This is a genomic window from Bradyrhizobium sp. USDA 4461 (genome assembly GCF_054055655.1).
The window spans coordinates 3,370,951-3,388,593 of the sequence record NZ_JBSRXM010000001.1 but is presented as its reverse complement, the minus strand read 5'-3'; the positions used below and the strand labels follow the sequence as shown (position 1 = coordinate 3,388,593).

Below are 17,643 nucleotides of genomic sequence, written 5' to 3'. Positions count from 1 at the left end.
CAATGACGGGCGACGGAATTGGATAACGCAGCAGGGGGGCCATCACCCGCTGGCCCCGCATCACGAACCCTGATTAGATCACATCCCGCCTCACCGGGCGTCCACCGCTTACGAGTCCCGCCGGCATGTCCATGCTCCGCCTCTATACCCGCGTCCTCGAACTGCTCGGCAAGGAGGCACGGCTCGGCTGGATCCTCGCCGCCGCCAACATGCTGCTCGCCGCCGCGCAATTCGCCGAGCCGGTGCTGTTCGGCAAGATCGTCGACGTGCTGTCGGGCCGGCCGGTCACCGGGCTGTTCGCGACCTCCTCGGCCTGGCCGCTGCTGGTGGCCTGGGCGGCGTTCGGCCTGTTCACGATCGGCTGCAGCGCGATCGTGGCGCTCCAGGCCGACCGGCTGGCGCACCGTCAGCGCCAGGCGGTGCTGACGGATTATTTCGAGCACATCCTGCAGCTGCCGCTGACCTTCCACTCCGGCACCCATTCCGGACGGCTGATGAAGGTGATGCTGAACGGCACCGATGCACTGTGGCGGCTCTGGCTCGCCTTCTTCCGCGAGCATTTCGCCGCGATCATGTCGCTGATCGTGCTGCTGCCGCTCGCGCTCTACATCAACTGGCGGCTGGCGATCCTCTTGTTCGTGCTGTGCGTCGTGTTCACCGTGCTGACCACGCTCGTGGTGCGCAAGACCTACGGCATGCAGAGCGAGGTCGAGGCGTATTACAGCGACCTGTCGGCGCGCGCCTCCGACGCGCTCGGCAATGTCGCGCTGGTGCAGAGCTTCGTGCGGATCGATTCCGAGGTGCAGGGCCTGCGCTTCGTCGCCGACAAGCTGCTCGCGGTGCAGATGCCGGTGCTGTCCTGGTGGGCGCTGGTCACCGTGATCACGCGCGCCTCGACCACCATCACGGTGCTGGCGATCTTCACGGTCGGCATCGCGCTCCATAATGAAGGCCTCACCACGGTCGGCGAGATCGTGATGTTCGTCTCGTTCGCCACCATGCTGATCCAGAAGCTCGAACAGGTGGTGAGCTTCATCAACAACGTCTTCATGGAGGCGCCGCGCCTGCAGGAGTTCTTCGACGTGCTGGACGCGGTGCCGGCGGTGCGCGATAGGCCCGGCGCCATCGATCCCGGACGGCTGTCGGGCCTCGTCGAATTCAACGACGTCTCGTTCTCCTATGACGGCAAGCGGCCGGCGATCGAGGACCTCTCCTTCACCGCATTGCCGGGCCAGACCATCGCGCTGGTCGGCTCGACCGGCGCCGGCAAGTCCACCGCGATCGCACTGCTGCATCGCGCGTTCGATCCGCAATCCGGCCTCATCAAGATCGATGGGATGGACATCCGCGCGATGAAGCTGATGGCGCTGCGGCGGAACATCGGCGTGGTATTCCAGGAGGCGCTGCTGTTCAACCGGTCGCTCGCCGAGAACCTGCGCGTCGGCAAGCCCGATGCAACCGATGAGGAGCTGCGTACCGCCGCGGCGCGCGCGCAGGCGCTGGACTTCATCGAGCGCAGCGACAAGAAGTTCGAGACCCATGCCGGCGAGCGCGGCCGCATGCTCTCGGGCGGCGAACGTCAGCGGCTGTCGATCGCGCGTGCGCTCTTGAAGGACCCGCCGATCCTGATCCTCGACGAGGCGACCAGCGCGCTCGACGCCGTCACCGAGGCCAAGGTGAACGCCGCTCTCGACGAAGTGATGAAGGGGCGCACCACTTTCGTGATCGCGCACCGCCTCTCGACCATCCGCCACGCCACCCGCATCCTGCTGTTCGAGCAGGGACGGGTGATCGAAAGCGGAACTTTCGATGAACTGGTGGCAAAAGGCGGCCGTTTTGCCGATCTCGCGCGGGCCCAGTTCATGATCCAGGAGCAGGCGCGCGCCGGCATCGAGACACCATAATTATCACCTTTCTAATTGAGGCGGCTGCCGAAATTCAGCCGATTTCGTCCACGATATAATTCACCGGCCTCTGTTCTCTGCTGGCAAGCCGGTATAGGGTTTGCGTCGCCGCAACGCGGCGCCGGACACGCTTGAAACCCGTACGTCGCAATCGCAAGACCTCCTTTTTTGAAGGCGGGTCTCAAAGGACCGGAACCGGATTCGTGCATTTTCCTCGCCCGCTGCGCCCATCGTTGAAATGGATTCTGGCCGTCGCGATGTTCGCCATCGCAACGCCGCAGATCGCACAAGCCGAAGCGCTGCTGGTCGTCGAGGCCGATACTGGAAAGGTGCTGCAGGCCGACAACGCGACGATGCCGTGGTATCCGGCTTCGCTCAGCAAGTTGATGACCGCCTATGTGACGCTGAAGGCGGTCAAGGACGGCCGCGTCTCGCTCGACACGCTGCTCACGGTGTCGCCGAACGCCGCCTCGCAGTCGCCCTCGAAGATGGGCCTGCGGCCCGGAACCCAGGTCACCGTCGACAACGCGCTGAAGATGATGCTGGTGAAGTCGGCGAACGACATGGCCGTGGTGCTGGCCGAAGGCATCGGCGGTTCGATCGACGGCTTTGCCGGGATGATGAACGATGCCGCGCACAAGCTCGGCATGACGCAGACCAGCTACGTCAACCCGAACGGCCTGCCGGCCGACGGCCAGATCACCTCGGCGCGCGACATGGCGATCCTCGCCCGCGCCATCATCCGTGACCTGCCGGAATACGAGTATTTCGTCCACATCCCCTCGATCCGGTTCGGCCGCCGCATCACCCAGAACTTCAACAAGCTGATCGGCCGCTATCCCGGCGCCGACGGCTTCAAGACCGGCTTCATCTGCGCCTCCGGCTACAATCTGGTGGCCTCGGCGACGCGCGACGGCAAGCGGCTGATCGCCGTGGTGCTCGGCGCCTCCTCCGGCCGCATGCGCGCGATCCGCGCCGCGCAGCTTTTGGATCGCGGCTTTGCCAATAACGGGCTGGCGTGGCTGCGGCCCTCGCTCGGCACCGTCGACAATCTGGTGCCGATCGATTCCACGCCGCCGAACCTGCGCGAGGAGATGTGCGGCCCCAAACACAAGCGGCCAGCCAGCGACGAGGATGGCGAAGACACCATCGCCAGCGCCGGAGGCGCGAGCACCAATGGCGACGGCGGCGTGAGCTTCTTCGCGTCGGGCCTGCAAGCCGCGATGCCGACCAAACCGGCCGACCTGCTGGCACAGCCGGCGGCGGCCTCCGAGCCGGTCGTGGTCTATACCGGGCCGACCAAGACCGGCGCTGCGCTGATCGCCGCGGTCGAGGCCGACACCGAGAAGCTGCAGCCGGCGGTCAAGCGCGGCAAGGGCAAGCACAGTCGCGTCGCGGGCAAGAAGCCCGATGCGGCCGATGACGCGAAGGGCGACGCCAAGAGCGCGGCCAAATCGGACAGCAAGCCGGCAGCCAAGCCCGTGCGCCACGCCAACGCCAAGCCCGACACCAAGCCCGATACCGCAGCTGCGAAGCCGGCCGTGGACAAGCCTGCCGCCGCAAAGCCTACCGGCAAGCCGGCGGCGGCAAAGCCTGCTGCGAAGCCGAAAGCTGCCGACAAGCCGAAAGCCGACGCCAAGCCGGCGGGCTAGCAGGGCGACCGCCCTCCATCTCCCAATGCGTCGATAGCGCGCAGCGGCTTGCCATCGGCCGCGGCATCGCTCAATACTGCCTGAAATACCGCGACCAAGAATAATACGGCCGAGGGTCGAGAAACCCGGAAACAATCCGGGACATCAGCCAAATTTGAGAGAGGGGATAGACCAACATGGAGCGCATCTGGCTCAAGCATTATCCGGCCGGCGTGCCTGCCGATATCGACGTCACGCAATATTCGTCGCTGGTCGAATTGCTGGAAGAGAGCTTCAAGAAGTTCGCCGATCGCAAGGCGTTCATCTGCATGGACAAGGCGATCACCTATCGCGAGCTCGACGAGATGTCGACGGCGCTCGGCGCCTATCTGCAAAGCAAGGGCCTGCAAAAGGGCGCGCGGGTCGCGCTGATGATGCCGAACGTGCTGCAATATCCGGTCGCGACCGCTGCCGTGCTGCGCGCCGGCTATGCCGTGGTCAACGTCAATCCGCTCTACACGCCGCGCGAGCTCGAGCACCAGCTGAAGGATTCCGGCGCCGAGGCGATCATCGTGCTGGAGAACTTCGCCACCACGGTGCAGAAGGTGCTTCCCAACACCTCGGTCAAGCACGTCATCGTCGGCAGCATGGGCGACCTGCTCGGCTTCAAGGGCGTGATCGTCAACCTGGTGGTGCGCCGGGTAAAGAAGATGGTGCCGGCCTGGTCGATCCCGGGCGCCGTCGGCTTCAACGAGGCGCTATCGGCCGGCCGCGCGGCCAGGCTCAACAAGCCTGTGCTGACGCTCGATGATGTCGCCTTCCTGCAATATACCGGCGGCACCACCGGCGTTTCCAAGGGCGCGACCCTGCTCCACCGCAACATCCTGGCCAACGTGCTGCAGAACGACGCCTGGCTGCAACCGGCGCTGGCGAAGCCGCCGATCGTCGAGCAGATGGTCATCGTCTGCGCGCTGCCGCTCTATCACGTCTTCGCGCTCACCGCCTGCTATCTGCTCGGCATGCGGGCCGGCGGCACCAATCTGCTGATTCCGAATCCGCGCGACATGGCGGGCTTCGTCAAGGAACTGTCGAAGTACCAGGTCAGCTTCTTCCCGGCGGTCAACACGCTCTACAATGGCCTGTTGAACACGCCCGGATTCGACAAGCTCGACTTCTCCAAGCTGAAGATCGCCAATGGCGGCGGCATGGCGACGCAGAGGCCGGTCGCCGAGAAATGGCTGAAGGTCACGGGCATCGCGTTGTCGGAAGGCTATGGCCTGTCGGAGACGTCGCCGACCCTGACGTGCAATCCCGCCACGATCGAGGAATTCTCCGGAACGATCGGCCTTCCGGTCCCGTCGACCTGGCTCTCGATCCGCGACGACGACGGCAACGAGCTGCCGATCGGCGAGGCCGGCGAGATCTGCGCCAAGGGCCCGCAGGTGATGTCAGGCTACTGGAACAGGCCGGACGAGACCGCGCGCGTGATGACCGCGGACGGCTATTTCCGCACCGGCGACATCGGCGTGATGGACGAGAAGGGCTATACCAAGATCGTCGACCGCAAGAAGGACATGATCCTGGTCTCCGGCTTCAACGTCTATCCGAACGAGATCGAGGAAGTGATCGCGAGCCATCCGGGCGTGCTGGAATGCGCCGTGATCGGCGTGCCCGATGCCAAGTCCGGCGAGGCGGTGAAGGCGTTCGTGGTCAAGAAGGATCCGAACGTCACGGCGGAGGACATCATCAAGTTCAGCGCCACCCAGCTCACCGCCTACAAGGTGCCGAAGCAGATCGAGTTCAGGACCGATTTGCCGAAGACCAATGTCGGCAAGATCCTGCGCCGCGAATTGCGCGACGAGAAGAAGGCTGCGGCCTAGAGCATGATCCGGAAGAGTGCGAAGCGGTTTTCCGGATAGGATCATGCTCAAACAAGAGTCAGGTATGGCGAGCGTTGGACGGACATGACTGACGCCGGCATCGCGACGCCTGCCGAAATCATCGCGTTCTGGCGAGACGCCGGCCGCGACCGCTGGTACACGCGCGATGACGCCTTCGACGCCGACATCCGCAGCCGCTTTCTCGCCACCTGGCAGAAGGCGGCTGGCGGCGGATTGTCGTCATGGGAGACGAGCGACCAGGGCACGCTCGCGTTGACCATCGTGCTCGACCAGTTTCCGCGCAACCTGTTTCGCGGCGACGCCAGGACCTTCTCAAGCGATGCGCTGGCGCGCGAGGTGGCAAGCCGCGCCATCGACCGCGGCGTCGATGCGCGGACCGACCCGGTGCTGCGGGAATTCCTCTATCTGCCGTTCGAGCATTCGGAGGAGCTCGCTGACCAGGAGCGCTGCGTGGCCCTGTTCCGGCAATACGACTGCCATCCCGATAATCTGAAATACGCCGAGGACCACGCCGACATCATCCGCCGGTTCGGACGCTTCCCGCACCGGAATGCCGTCCTGGGCCGGGAAACGACCGCCGAGGAGCGGGCTTTCCTCGATGCCGGCGGGTTTTCCGGCTAAAGCGCGATGAGATCGGGCTGGAACGTCATCGCGCTTTAGATTCTTGTTCGGGCATGATCGTTTCGGAAAACCGCTTCGCGCTTTTCCGGATCATGCGCTGATGACGGAACGGTGACCGCGGTTCGGCATTGCCGTTCCCGCAGCAGCTCGTATTGTGCCGTCCGAGCGCCGGGTCTAAGACAGTTCCGCTTCACCGAGGGAGAATGACGATGACGATCAATGTTGGCGACAAGCTGCCGGAAACCAAGTTTCGCGTGATGACCGCCGAGGGTCCGCAGGTCAAAACCACCGACGACATTTTCAAGGGCAAGAAGGTCGCCCTGTTCGCGGTGCCCGGCGCCTACACCGGCACCTGCCACAAGATGCACCTGCCGAGCATCTTTCTCAACGCCTATGCCATCAAGAACAAGGGCGTCGACACCATCGCGATCGTCTCGGTCAACGACGCCTTCGTGATGAACGCCTGGAAGCGCGACACCGACCAGCGCGACGAGGCGGTTTTCCTGGCCGACGGCAATGCCGACTTCACCAAGGCGATCGGCATGGAGCTCGACGCCTCCGGCAACGGCCTCGGCATCCGTTCCCACCGCTACTCGATGCTGGTCGAGGACGGCGTGGTGAAGAAGCTCAACAAGGAGCCGGCTCCGGGCAAGGTCGAAGTCTCCGGCGGCGACACGCTGCTCGGGCAGCTGTAGTTCTCATCGTCATTCCGGGGCGGTGCGACAGCACCGAACCCGGAATTTCGAGATTCCGGGTCTGGCGCTAGCGCGCCATCCCGGAATGACTGCGCAGAGGTCCTGCGCCTTACGTCTTCAACCTCGCCATCGCCACGCCTTCCCGCGCCAGCTCGTCGGCGCGTTCGTTCTCCGTGTGGCCGGCATGGCCCTTGATCCAGTGCCAGCGCACCTCATGCGGCTTCAGCGCGGCATCGAGGCGCTGCCACAGCTCGACATTCTTGACCGGCTTCTTGTCGGCGGTGCGCCAGCCGTTGCGCTTCCAGCCGTGGATCCAGCCGGTGATGCCCTGACGGACATATTGGCTGTCGGTGGTGAGGTCGACCACGCAGGGCTTCTTCAGGGCTTCCAGCGCCGAGATCGCCGCCATCAGCTCCATGCGGTTGTTGGTGGTGTGCGGCTCGCCGCCCTTCAACTCCTTCTCGACATCGCCGAACCGCAGGATCGCGCCCCAACCGCCCGGGCCGGGATTTCCGGAGCAGGCACCATCGGTGAAAACAGTCACATGCGGCTTGTCGCTCACGCCGCGCATCCCGCGGGCGTGATGCCGTAATCGTTCAGGCTCGCGACATTCTGCTGGAAGCGCAGCTTGCGGACGTATTCCAGCGGATCCTTCGGCTGCACCAGCGCGCCTTCGGGCACGTTGAGGAAGTCGACCAGCCGGGTCAGCAGGAAGCGCATCGCAGCGCCGCGCGCGAGCAGCGGCAGCGCGGCCTCTTCCGCCGCCGACAACGGCCGCTCGCGGCCATAGGCCTTGAGCAGCGTACGCGCCTTGGTGACGTTGAAGGAATGATCCGGCTCGAAGCACCAGGCGTTGAGGCAGATCGCGACGTCGTAGGCCAGGATGTCGTTGCAGGCGAACGGGAAGTCGATCAGGCCCGACAGCCTGTCGCCGAGGAAGAACACGTTGTCCGGAAACAGATCGGCATGGATCACGCCGACCGGCAGATCCGCCGGCCACGAAGCCTCGAGATGATCGAGCTCGCGCGCGATGAAGTCGTGCAGCCCGGCCTGCACGCCGTCGGCCCGCGCAGCTGAGAGCGCGAACAGCGGCCGCCAGCCGGACACCGACAGCGGGTTGGTGCGCACCAGCGGAAAGTCGGCACCGGCGAGATGCATCTTCGCCAGCGCCTCGCCGACGCCGGAGCAATGCACCACGTTCGGCTTGCGCGGCCACACGCCCTCGAGGAAGTTGATGATCGCCGCCGGCCGGCCGGCGAGCCGGCTCGTCACCTCGCCCTTGCGGTTGCGCGCCGGCTGCGGGCACGACACGCCGCGCGCGGCGAGATGCGCCATCAGCGACAGGAAATACGGCAGGTCGTCCTCCGCCACGCGCTTCTCATAGAGCGTGAGGATATAGGCGCCCTGGCTGGTGTGCAGCAGGAAGTTCGAATTCTCGACGCCCTCGGCGATGCCCTTGTAGGAGAGCAGTTCGCCGATGTCGTAGCTCTTGAGGAATTCCGCGAGGTCTTCGGCGGCAACGTCGGTGTAGACCGCCATATGGTCTATTCCGCCGCGGCAGCGTCGGGCCGCAGCGAACGCGGCAGCGGGAAGAACTCGTTCTCTTCCGCGGCCGAGACCGTCTCCACGTGCAGTTCATAACGCTCGGCGAAGGCGCCCATGATCTCCTCGACGATCACCTCCGGGGCAGAAGCGCCCGCGGTGATGCCGAGGCTCGTGATGCCTTCGAAGCGATCCCAGTCGATGTCGCTGGCGCGTTGGGCAAGAATCGCAATCGGGCAGCCCTCGCGCTCGGCGACCTCGCGCAGGCGCTGCGAATTCGACGAGTTCGGCGCGCCGACCACGATCAGGGCATCGACCACCGGCGCCACCTTCTTCACCGCAAGCTGGCGGTTGGTGGTGGCGTAGCAGATGTCTTCCTTGTGCGGGCCGTTGACGTTCGGGAAGCGCTCCTTGAGCAGCGCCACGATCTCCGCGGTGTCGTCGATCGACAGCGTGGTCTGGGTCACGAAGGCGAGGTTGTCGGGGTCCTTCGGCACGAAGGTCTTGGCATCCTCGGCGGTCTCGATCAGGGTCACGGCGCCTTCGGGCAGCTGGCCCAGCGTACCGACCACTTCGGGGTGATGGGAATGCCCGATCAAGAGGATCTCGCGGCCGCGCTTGAAATGGATCGCCGCCTCGCGGTGGACCTTGGTCACCAGCGGGCAGGTCGCATCCAGCGAGAAGAAATTGCGGGATTTGGCCTCGGCCGGAACCGATTTCGGAACGCCATGGGCCGAAAACACCACCGGGGCGTTGGTTTCGTCGGGGATTTCGGACAGTTCCTCGACGAAAATGGCGCCTTTGGTCTTTAGACTGTCCACCACATACTTGTTATGGACGATCTCGTGCCGGACATAGACCGGGGCGCCATAAATGGTGAGCGCCCGTTCGACGGTGTCGATGGCGCGGACCACCCCGGCGCAAAAGCCGCGGGGGGAACAAAGCACGATTTTGAGATCGGGTTTTTTCGCTGACATCGAGCTGGTCTCGGGGCTGTCTTTTGGGGGCAATTTCGGGACCGAATCACCCCTCGTCGGGCGGACGGGGAACGGCCAGTTAGAGTAAGGACTTGGGACTGCTTTCGGGCGCTGTCAAGGCGATTTTGCTGGCCCATTGCGCCATTCCCCCCTGAGGGCTTATATAGGCCCCATAATTCCCGTCATCGCCGATGACTACCAGCTTCGCCTCGACAGAGGTGGGCGAAGCACAAAGGAGATTTGCCATGAGCAACGCACCGCTGATGCCGAAGGCGACTGCCGTGTGGTTGGTCGACAATACCGCCCTGACCTTCGATCAGGTGGCCGATTTTACCAAAATGCACCCCCTTGAGGTCCGCGCCATTGCCGACGGCGACGCCGCCCAGGGCATCAAGGGCATGGACCCGATTTCCAACGGCCAGCTGACCCGCGAGGAGATCGAGCGCGGCGAACGCGACCAGAACTACCGGCTCAAGCTCCAGGAGAGCAAGGTAGTGCTGCCCACCGCCGCCAAGAAGAAGGGCCCGCGCTACACCCCGGTGTCGCGCCGCCATGAGCGGCCGAGCGCGATCCTCTGGCTGGTGCGCAACCACCCCGAGTTGAAGGACGCCCAGATCATGCGGCTGGTCGGCACCACCAAGACCACGATCGCAAGCGTGCGCGACCGCACCCACTGGAACGCCTCGACGCTGACCCCGATGGATCCGGTGACGCTCGGCCTGTGCTCGCAGATCGAGCTCGATTTCGAGGTGCAGCGCGCTGCCAAGGAGAAGCCGACCACGACCGTCTACGGCGGCGCCACGCTGCTGCCGGCCTCCGAGACCACGCGCAAGGACGAGCTGGACGATCAGCCAATCGAGCGGCACGACGATCTCAACGTCGACGCCGTGTTCGCCAAGCTGAAGACGATCGGCGGCAAGAAGCCCGACGACGACGAAGAATAAGCGCGGACTGCGCTGTTCGAAGAGCGGACTACGAAACGCGGCGGGGCGAACCCGCCGCGTTTTGTTTTCGCTAGTTGAACGAGAAGCGCCGGTGCGCGAAGTCGAGCAGCGGCCGCTCGAAATAGCGGTAGCTCAGCGCACACAGCCCAAACGTCAGGACAAGCGCGGCGAAGGTCAGCGAGATGCCGGCGACGCTTTCGATCGTTCGCGGCCGATGCAGCACGGCGAACAGCAGGTACACGACGACGGGATGGATGAGGTACGCGGCATAGGACGTTCTGGCGAAGAAGTTCGCGACCGAGCTGCGCAGGATCGCGAGTTGCGGCGAGCCGCGATGCTCCAGCACGACGAACAGCAGAGCCCCGAAGAAGATCTCGACCTGGGTGTGCGAGAACGCCACCGACCAGCGCTTCCATCCGAACAGCCACAGCAGCGGCAGCGCCATGCTCGACCATTTGAGGATGCGGACAACAAGGCCGGAGATTTCGGCGTCCGGCTTGCGGTAGAGGCGCCACCAGGCGATCAGCGCGCCGATCGCCAGCGAATCGATCCTGAACTGCGGCAGCACGTACCAGCCATAGGCGTCTGGCATTGCGCTATCGATCAGCCGCCCGATCGGGCAGATCAGGATCGGCACCAGCAGGATCGCGAACAGCCGCTCGGGCGGGATGTTGCGGATCAGCAGCGGAAACAGCAGATAGAACTGCTCCTCGATCGCAAGCGACCAGGTCACGGCCAGGAAGTAGGCGCCGTCAGTCTGGGCCCTGGCCATACCGAAATTCTGCAAGCCGAACAGATAGAGCCAGCCGGGCACCCCCCTGGTGTCGAACAGGTCAGGGCTGAACGACAAAGACCAGCCGATCAGCGCGCCGGCGCACATCAGATAATAGAGCGGCCAGATGCGGAACGCCCGCCTGCCGTAGAACGCCGAATAGTATCGCTCGGCCGTGCGGTGCCGCAGCAGGATGTCCGTGATGAGATAGCCGGACAGGATGAAGAACAGGTCGACGCCGAAGCGGCCGACATGAAGCAGTCTCCACGGCCAGCCTTGCGGCCCGTCCGGGGTGCCGAAATAATGCCAGATGACGACGATCAGCAGCGCGATCGCGCGCAGCCCGTCGAGCTCCCCGATCCTGTCACGTTGCAACGCGAGCTCGCCGTCCACAAGCACAGGACCTGATCTCATCCAAAAGCGCCGCGCATGATCGCACGGCGGCGCACCGATAGCTTAAGCGAATTCGGCCCGGCGCCTAATGCACGTCGGGATGGTTCATCATATATTCGCCGAGATCGCGCTGCCTTCGGTCGGAGCGGACTTCAGCGTTCTGGCGCTGGACGTCGCGATCCCTGCGGCAGGCGACATATTCGGCCGAGCCGACCGCGACCTTGCCGCCGGCCTGGCAGTATTGGTCGTCGTCGCCCATGCTCTCCGCGATCGGCGATCGGCCGCGCTCGAGGCAGCCGGCCAGCAGCGGCAAGGCGAGCAGCAATGCAAGGGGCGCGCGTGCGGAAATGGATCGCATCCGTGGGTCCGTATCTCGTGGCAAATGAGGTGTCGACGGCCGGGATGACCCGGCAATCCATCAAAATCAAGGCCGTTTTGCTTCGAAATGCGTTTCGGAGGGGCGCCGGCTGATTGGCGGTTCGCGCCCTGATCGATCATCTCGCCCGGGGCCACCCCTCTCCCCACCCTCCCCCTCTTGTCCGCCGAAGCCGCTTGACGAAGGCGGATGCGGGGAGGGCCAGGGAAAGGGGTTCACACGGGTGGTCTATCCGGAAGCCGGCAAAGCACACCACCAACGCGCATTACGTCTTCTCCTTCAGCGCCTCGCCGATCTCGTCGAGCACCTTCGGGTCCTCGATCGTCGCCGGCATGGTCCAGGGCTCTCCGTCGGCGATCTTCTTGATGGTGCCGCGCAGGATCTTGCCGGAGCGGGTCTTCGGCAGCCGCGCCACAGTGATCGCGAGCTTGAAGGCGGCGACCGGGCCGAGCTTCTCGCGCACCAGCGCCACGACCTCCTTCTCGACCTGGTCCGGCGCCTTGGTCACGCCGGCCTTCAGCACCAGGAAGCCGCAGGGCACCTCGCCCTTGATCGCATCCTTGACGCCGAGCACGGCGCATTCGGCGACATCGGGATGCGAGGCGAGGATCTCCTCCATGCCGCCGGTGGAGAGCCGGTGACCGGCGACGTTGATGATGTCGTCGGTGCGGCCCATCACCCAGACATAGCCGTCCGCATCCTTGTAGCCGGCGTCCGAGGTCTTGTAGTAGCCGGGGAATTCCGAGAGATAGGCGTCGCGGAAGCGATCGTCCTGCTGCCACAGCGTCGGCAGGCAGGCCGGCGGCATCGGCAGCTTGATCACGATCGAGCCCATGGTGCCGGCAGGCACCGGCTTTGCCGCCTCGTCGACGATGTCGACCTGATAGCCCGGCATCGGCACCGTCGGCGAGCCGTGCCTGACCGGCAGCATGCCCAAGCCCACCGGATTGCCGGCGATGCACCAGCCGGTCTCGGTCTGCCACCAGTGATCGATCACAGGCACCTTGAGCTGCTGCTCGGCCCATTCCACCGTCGGCGGATCGGCGCGCTCGCCGGCGAGGAACAGGGTGCGGAAGCGCGAGAGGTCGTAACTCTTCAGCAGCTTGCCTTCCGGGTCTTCCTTCTTGATCGCGCGGAACGCGGTCGGCGCAGTGAAGAACGCGACCGCCTTGTGCTCCGAGATCACGCGCCAGAACGCGCTGGCATCCGGCGTGCCGACCGGCTTGCCCTCATACATGATGGTGGTGGCGCCATGGATCAGCGGGCCATAGACGATGTAGGAGTGGCCGACCACCCAGCCGATGTCGGAGCCGCACCACCAGATCTCGCCGGGCTTGACGCCGTAGAGATTTTCCATCGACCATTTCAGCGCGACGAGATGGCCGCCATTGTCGCGCACCACGCCCTTCGGGATGCCTGTCGTGCCCGAGGTGTAGAGGATGTAGAGCGGATCGGTGGCGGCGACCGGCACGCAGGGCGCGGCCTTGCCGGCGTCGAGCGCGACGCGGCGCAAGCTCGCCCAATCATGATCGCGGCCCGCGGTGAGTTCGCACGCCTGCTGCGGCCGCTGCAGGATGATGCAGGTCTCGGGCTTGGCGCCGGCAAGCCGGATCGCCTCGTCGAGCAGCGGCTTGTACTGCACGATGCGGCCGGGCTCGATGCCGCAGCTCGCCGAGAAGATTAGCTTCGGCCTGGCGTCGTCGATCCGGGTGGCGAGCTCCTTCGCCGCGAAGCCGCCGAACACCACGCTGTGCACAGCACCGATCCGCGCGCAGGCGAGCATCGCGACCACGGCCTCCGGCACCATCGGCATATAGAGGATGACGCGATCGCCCCTGGTGACGCCGAAATCCTGCATCACAGCGGCGAGCGTCTGCACCTCCTTCAAGAGCTCGGAATAGGTGAATTTGGTGATCGAATTGGTGAGCGGGGAATCGTGGATCAGCGCAACCTGGTCGGCGCGGCCGCCCGCAACATGGCGATCCAGCGCGTTGTAGCAGGTGTTGACCACGGCGCCGGTGAACCAGCGTCCATAGGCGCCTATGGAGGGATCGAATATCTTCTTGGCCGGCTCGATCCAGTCGATCTCGCGCGCTGCCTCGGCCCAAAAATCGTCGGGGTCCCGAAGCGAGCGGGCATACACCTCATGATACCGGCTCTGCTGGACGTTCATCGCGTTTCTCCCTCGCGCGGTCGCGCGTCGTTTGCCGACCATTGTCACGGGAAGTGGCGCCGATTCAAGCCGAAATGACCGCGACCTTCGGCCGGGTCGACCCGTAGTTTTCGAGCGAAATGGGTTACCAGTTCGCGCGAAGAAAACGCGTCAAAGCAAGAATCTAGTATCCGTCAACCCCATTGATCCGTTGCAGCCGCTCGCGCATCGCCTTCCCCAGGTCGTAGCCCGGCTTGCCGAATTCGGCATTGCGGCGGGCGACGAACTGATCCTGATCGCGCTGCAGCTCGCGCGCCTGGCGCGGGTCCTTTGCCTCGCGCACCGCGCGGAAGGTCGACGCGCCGATCTCGCGATCGAGATCGGCAAGCGCGGGATCGGCACAAATCGCCTTCTCCACCGGCCGACGCGCCTTGCGGCAATCGAAGCTCGGCTTGCCGGCGACCGCCATCATGGCGCCGATCCGCTCCAGCTCCAGCGACAGCGATTTGTAGTTGGCCTTGGCGGCAGCATGATCGGGGTTGAGCTTGACGGCGGCGCCGAAATCCATGATCGCCTTCGGCCGGTCGCCCTTGCGACGCCACAGCTCGCCGCGCGCATTGTGGGCATCGGCAAGCGACGGATCCAACTTGAGCACAGTGTCGTAATCGGCGATGGCGCGATCGATCATCTGCTTGCGGTCATAGGCGCCCGCGCGCGCCACAAGCGCCTTAATGCGATCCGGCTTCGTCGCCTTCTCATTGTCGATCAGCGCGCCGCAGGCCTCGATGATCTTGTCGTCATCGGTCGCGGCAGCCGCATTGCACGGGCCAGGATCGACCTGCACATCCTTGCCGGGCTCGCTGCCGGTCGCGTGCGCAACGCCTGATGCGACCGACAGGCATGCGCAGATCAGCGCGATAGCCAGATTTGGAGAGTTGCGTCGCATTCCCATCACCGACAAGACATCCCGCGCCTGAACCGCCAGCCTCCGATGTCCGGCAGCAATTGCCGCCAAACCACACGCTGGATTATACGTCAATTGCGATGATCGGCTGCAGGTCGCGCGCCGCACTTTGGGGGTTCGTCTTGCTCACGTTCGAATGGATCATCGGCCTGTTGCTCGCAGCGGTGGCGCTGTCGGCGCTGGCGCGGCGGATCAAGGTGCCCTACCCGACCTTCCTGGCGATCGGCGGCGTGCTGTTGACATTGCTGCCATGGGCGCCGACCTGGGCGCTGGAACCGGAATTGGCGCTGGCGCTGTTCGTGGCGCCCGTGCTGCTCGATGCCGCGTTCGACACCTCGCTGCGCGATCTCCGCAACAACTGGCTGCCGGTCTCGACGCTGGTGGTGGTCGCGGTCGGCGTCACGACGGCGGCGGTCGCCGTGGCCGCGCATTGGCTGCGCCCGGATATGCCCTGGCCGGTCGCAATCGCGCTCGGCGCCATCGTGGCGCCGCCGGACGCGGCCGCGGCCACCGCGATCCTGCGCCAGGTCACCCTGCCGTACCGGATCCAGAAGATCCTCGAGGGCGAGAGCCTGCTCAACGATGCCACCTCGCTGTTGATCTATCGGGTTGCGGTCGGCCTGGTCGCCGCCGAGCACATGAAGATCCGCGAGTTCGTGCCGTCGATCGCGGTCGCGCTGGTCGGCAGCCTCGCCGCCGGCTATTTGTTCGCGCGGGTCTGGATGATGATCACCCGCCGCATCACCGAGGCGCCGAGCGCGATCATCACACAGTTCGGCGGCACCTTCATGGTGTGGATCACAGCCGAGCATCTCGGGCTGTCCGGCATTCTCACCATCATCGCCTATGCGATCACCATCGCCCGCACCGCGCCGGCCCGCACCTCGGCGCGGCTGCGCGTGTCCTCCTATGCGGTGTGGGAAACCGTGGTATTCGTGCTCAACGTGCTGGCCTTCATGCTGATCGGCCTGCAACTGCGCCCGATCTGGTCCGAGCTCGACGCCGAGGTGCGCTGGAAATACTGCAGCTTTGCCGCCGCGATCCTAGCCGTCGTGATCGTCGCCCGCATCCTCTGGGTGATGCCGTACGGCGCGCTGTTGCGCATGCTGAAGGCGCGCAACTGGCTGCCCTCCCATGTGGTGGGCGACGTGCCGACGCTGAAGCGCGGCTTCATCGTGTCGTGGTGCGGCATGCGCGGCATCGTCACGCTGGCGGCCGCGTTTGCGCTGCCCGAATGGTTTCCCTATCGCGACCTGATCCTGCTCACGGCATTTGCCGTGGTGCTGGGTTCGCTGGTGATCCAGGGCCTGACCCTGCGGCCGCTGATCCTGGCGCTGAATTTCGCAGACGACGATCCGGTCGGACGCGAGGCGGCCCTTGCCCGCGGCGTGGTGTTTCGCGCCGCGCTGGAGGAGATCGATGCGGACCCGTCCGAAGAGGCCGAGATCCTGCGGCTCGAATACCGCGCCGTGCTGCTGCGCGCGGAGAACGACCCCGACGGCGGCCTGACCTCGCGCGAGCTGCCGTCGGATCCGCTGCGCCGCCGCGCCATCGCCGCAGCCCGCCAGGCGCTGCTCAAGCTGCGCGGCACCGAGACCATCGGTGACGACGCATTCCACATGGTCGAGGAAGAGCTCGACCGCGCCGAACTCAGCGTCGAGGCGTGATCAACTCGGATCAAGGATAAGCGATAAGGGCGCAGTACGCGCGAACTCTATCCCCGTCATCGCGAGCCACCCGGTCGACGCGAAGCGCCGCCGGATGACAGGCTCCGCGAAGCAATCCAGAGCTCCGCTTGCCGTGACATGGATTGCTTCGTCGCTAACGCGCCTCGCAATGACGGATGGATAGGTTCACGTCCCTCTCAGGCACCAGATTTGGAGGTGATGCCGCCGTCGACCACGAGCTCGATGCCGGTGACATATTTCGACTCGTCCGAGGCGAGGAACAGCGCGGCATTGGCGACATCCCAGGCGTCGCCCATGTGCCCCATCGGCACCTGCGCGTCGCGCGCGCGCCACATCGCCTCGACATCGCCCTTGGCATAGCTCTGCGCGAGCCCCGCCGAATGCGCGACCATCGGCGTCTTCATCAGCCCGGGCAGGATCGCGTTGACGCGGACATGCCTGGAGGCGAACTCGACCGCGGTCGAGCGCGTCATCTGGTTCATCGCCGCCTTGCTGGCATTGTAGCTGACATAGGAAATGCCGACATGGCGGATCGAGGCGATCGAGGAGATGTTGATGATCGAGCCGCCGCCCTGCTTAATCATGACCGGGATGACGTGCTTCATCGACAGATAGGCGCTCTTGAGATTGACCGCGAACACGCGGTCCCACTCGGCTTCCGCCACCTCCACCACGCTGCCGACCTCGGCGATACCGACATTGTTGTCAAGCACGTCGATGCGGCCATAGGCCTTCAGGCAGGCCGCGACCATCGCCTCGACCTCGGCAGCGCGCGAGACATCGGCGGTGAAGGCCGTCGCCTTGCCGCCCTCCTCGGTGATGATCTTGACCGTCTCCTCGGCCGCCGCGCCGTTGCGATCAACGCAGAACACGCTGGCGCCCTCGCGCGCAAAAGTCACGGCGGTCGCCTTGCCATTGCCCCAGCCGGGCCCGATCGAGCCCGCGCCGACCACCATCGCAACCTTGCCCTTGAGCCGATCCATCGGTCTTCTCCCGTTTGTTGTTCTTGTAGCCCGGATGGAGCGAAGCGCAATCCGGGAACAGCGCCCCCGGATTACGCGGAGCTTGTCATCGGGCGCGCAT

Annotated in this window: 15 protein-coding genes; 7 read left to right on the top strand and 8 right to left on the bottom strand. The window is 65.1% G+C overall.

The genetic code is table 11. The annotated features are described in order from the left end of the window. Positions 1–125: 125 nt before the first annotated feature. The 5 genes from ACVINW_RS15790 to ACVINW_RS15770 all read left to right on the top strand — a co-directional run bounded on the left by ACVINW_RS15790 (position 126) and on the right by ACVINW_RS15770 (position 6,752). Positions 126–1,904: a glucan ABC transporter ATP-binding protein/ permease gene (locus ACVINW_RS15790; protein ID WP_456752154.1), complete on the top strand. Its 1,779-nt coding sequence runs from the start codon at positions 126–128 to the stop codon at positions 1,902–1,904. A gap of 203 nt (positions 1,905–2,107) precedes the next feature. Further along, on the top strand, positions 2,108–3,556 hold the full coding sequence (locus ACVINW_RS15785; protein WP_456752153.1) for a D-alanyl-D-alanine carboxypeptidase family protein: 1,449 nt from the start codon (positions 2,108–2,110) through the stop codon (positions 3,554–3,556). A 176-nt stretch (positions 3,557–3,732) separates the two neighbouring features. Next, positions 3,733–5,415 carry a long-chain-fatty-acid--CoA ligase gene (locus ACVINW_RS15780; protein ID WP_456752152.1) on the top strand — a complete coding sequence of 561 codons (1,683 nt, stop codon included), beginning with the start codon at positions 3,733–3,735 and terminating at the stop codon, positions 5,413–5,415. An 84-nt stretch (positions 5,416–5,499) separates the two neighbouring features. Continuing rightward, positions 5,500–6,057: a DUF924 family protein gene (locus ACVINW_RS15775; protein ID WP_456752151.1), complete on the top strand. Its 558-nt coding sequence runs from the start codon at positions 5,500–5,502 to the stop codon at positions 6,055–6,057. A 209-nt stretch (positions 6,058–6,266) separates the two neighbouring features. After that, positions 6,267–6,752: a redoxin family protein gene (locus ACVINW_RS15770; protein ID WP_456752150.1), complete on the top strand. Its 486-nt coding sequence runs from the start codon at positions 6,267–6,269 to the stop codon at positions 6,750–6,752. A 109-nt stretch (positions 6,753–6,861) separates the two neighbouring features. On the opposite strand, the gene rnhA is transcribed toward ACVINW_RS15770, so the two are convergent. Genes rnhA through ispH form a run of 3 tightly spaced genes read right to left on the bottom strand, consistent with a single transcriptional unit; the run spans position 6,862 to position 9,271 of the window. Then, entirely contained in the window at positions 6,862–7,323 is a 462-nt protein-coding gene (gene rnhA / locus ACVINW_RS15765; protein ID WP_456752149.1) for a ribonuclease HI, read from the bottom strand. Then, complete coding sequence (locus tag ACVINW_RS15760) at positions 7,311–8,291, bottom strand: homoserine kinase (RefSeq protein ID WP_456752148.1); 981 nt, start codon at positions 8,289–8,291, stop codon at positions 7,311–7,313. The genes rnhA and ACVINW_RS15760 overlap by 13 nt, the downstream gene beginning before the upstream one ends. A 5-nt stretch (positions 8,292–8,296) precedes the next feature. Continuing rightward, on the bottom strand, positions 8,297–9,271 hold the full coding sequence (ispH, locus tag ACVINW_RS15755; protein WP_456752147.1) for a 4-hydroxy-3-methylbut-2-enyl diphosphate reductase: 975 nt from the start codon (positions 9,269–9,271) through the stop codon (positions 8,297–8,299). A 245-nt stretch (positions 9,272–9,516) separates the two neighbouring features. Between ispH and ACVINW_RS15750 the strand changes: the two genes are divergently transcribed. Next, entirely contained in the window at positions 9,517–10,215 is a 699-nt protein-coding gene (locus ACVINW_RS15750) for a DUF1013 domain-containing protein (protein WP_456752146.1), read from the top strand. 70 nt (positions 10,216–10,285) lie between these two features. On the opposite strand, the gene ACVINW_RS15745 is transcribed toward ACVINW_RS15750, so the two are convergent. From ACVINW_RS15745 to ACVINW_RS15730, 4 genes are all read right to left on the bottom strand, one after another. Further along, a complete protein-coding gene (locus tag ACVINW_RS15745; protein ID WP_456752145.1) occupies positions 10,286–11,401 on the bottom strand; it encodes an acyltransferase family protein in 1,116 nt (371 codons plus the stop codon). Positions 11,402–11,465: 64 nt separating this feature from the next. Then, complete coding sequence (locus ACVINW_RS15740) at positions 11,466–11,738, bottom strand: hypothetical protein (RefSeq protein WP_456752144.1); 273 nt, start codon at positions 11,736–11,738, stop codon at positions 11,466–11,468. Between the two features lie 283 nt (positions 11,739–12,021). After that, positions 12,022–13,929, bottom strand: coding sequence for a propionyl-CoA synthetase (locus ACVINW_RS15735; RefSeq protein ID WP_456752143.1), 1,908 nt, complete (start codon positions 13,927–13,929; stop codon positions 12,022–12,024). Positions 13,930–14,092: 163 nt separating this feature from the next. After that, the gene (locus tag ACVINW_RS15730; RefSeq protein WP_456752142.1) at positions 14,093–14,854 is read right to left on the bottom strand and encodes a hypothetical protein; all 762 of its coding nucleotides are present in this window, start codon (positions 14,852–14,854) and stop codon (positions 14,093–14,095) included. Positions 14,855–14,994: 140 nt separating this feature from the next. On the opposite strand from ACVINW_RS15730, the gene ACVINW_RS15725 reads away from it, so the two are divergent. After that, complete coding sequence (locus ACVINW_RS15725) at positions 14,995–16,539, top strand: cation:proton antiporter (RefSeq protein ID WP_456752141.1); 1,545 nt, start codon at positions 14,995–14,997, stop codon at positions 16,537–16,539. A 197-nt stretch (positions 16,540–16,736) separates the two neighbouring features. On the opposite strand, the gene ACVINW_RS15720 is transcribed toward ACVINW_RS15725, so the two are convergent. Next, a complete protein-coding gene (locus ACVINW_RS15720; protein ID WP_456752140.1) occupies positions 16,737–17,543 on the bottom strand; it encodes an SDR family NAD(P)-dependent oxidoreductase in 807 nt (268 codons plus the stop codon). Positions 17,544–17,643: the final 100 nt, after the last annotated feature.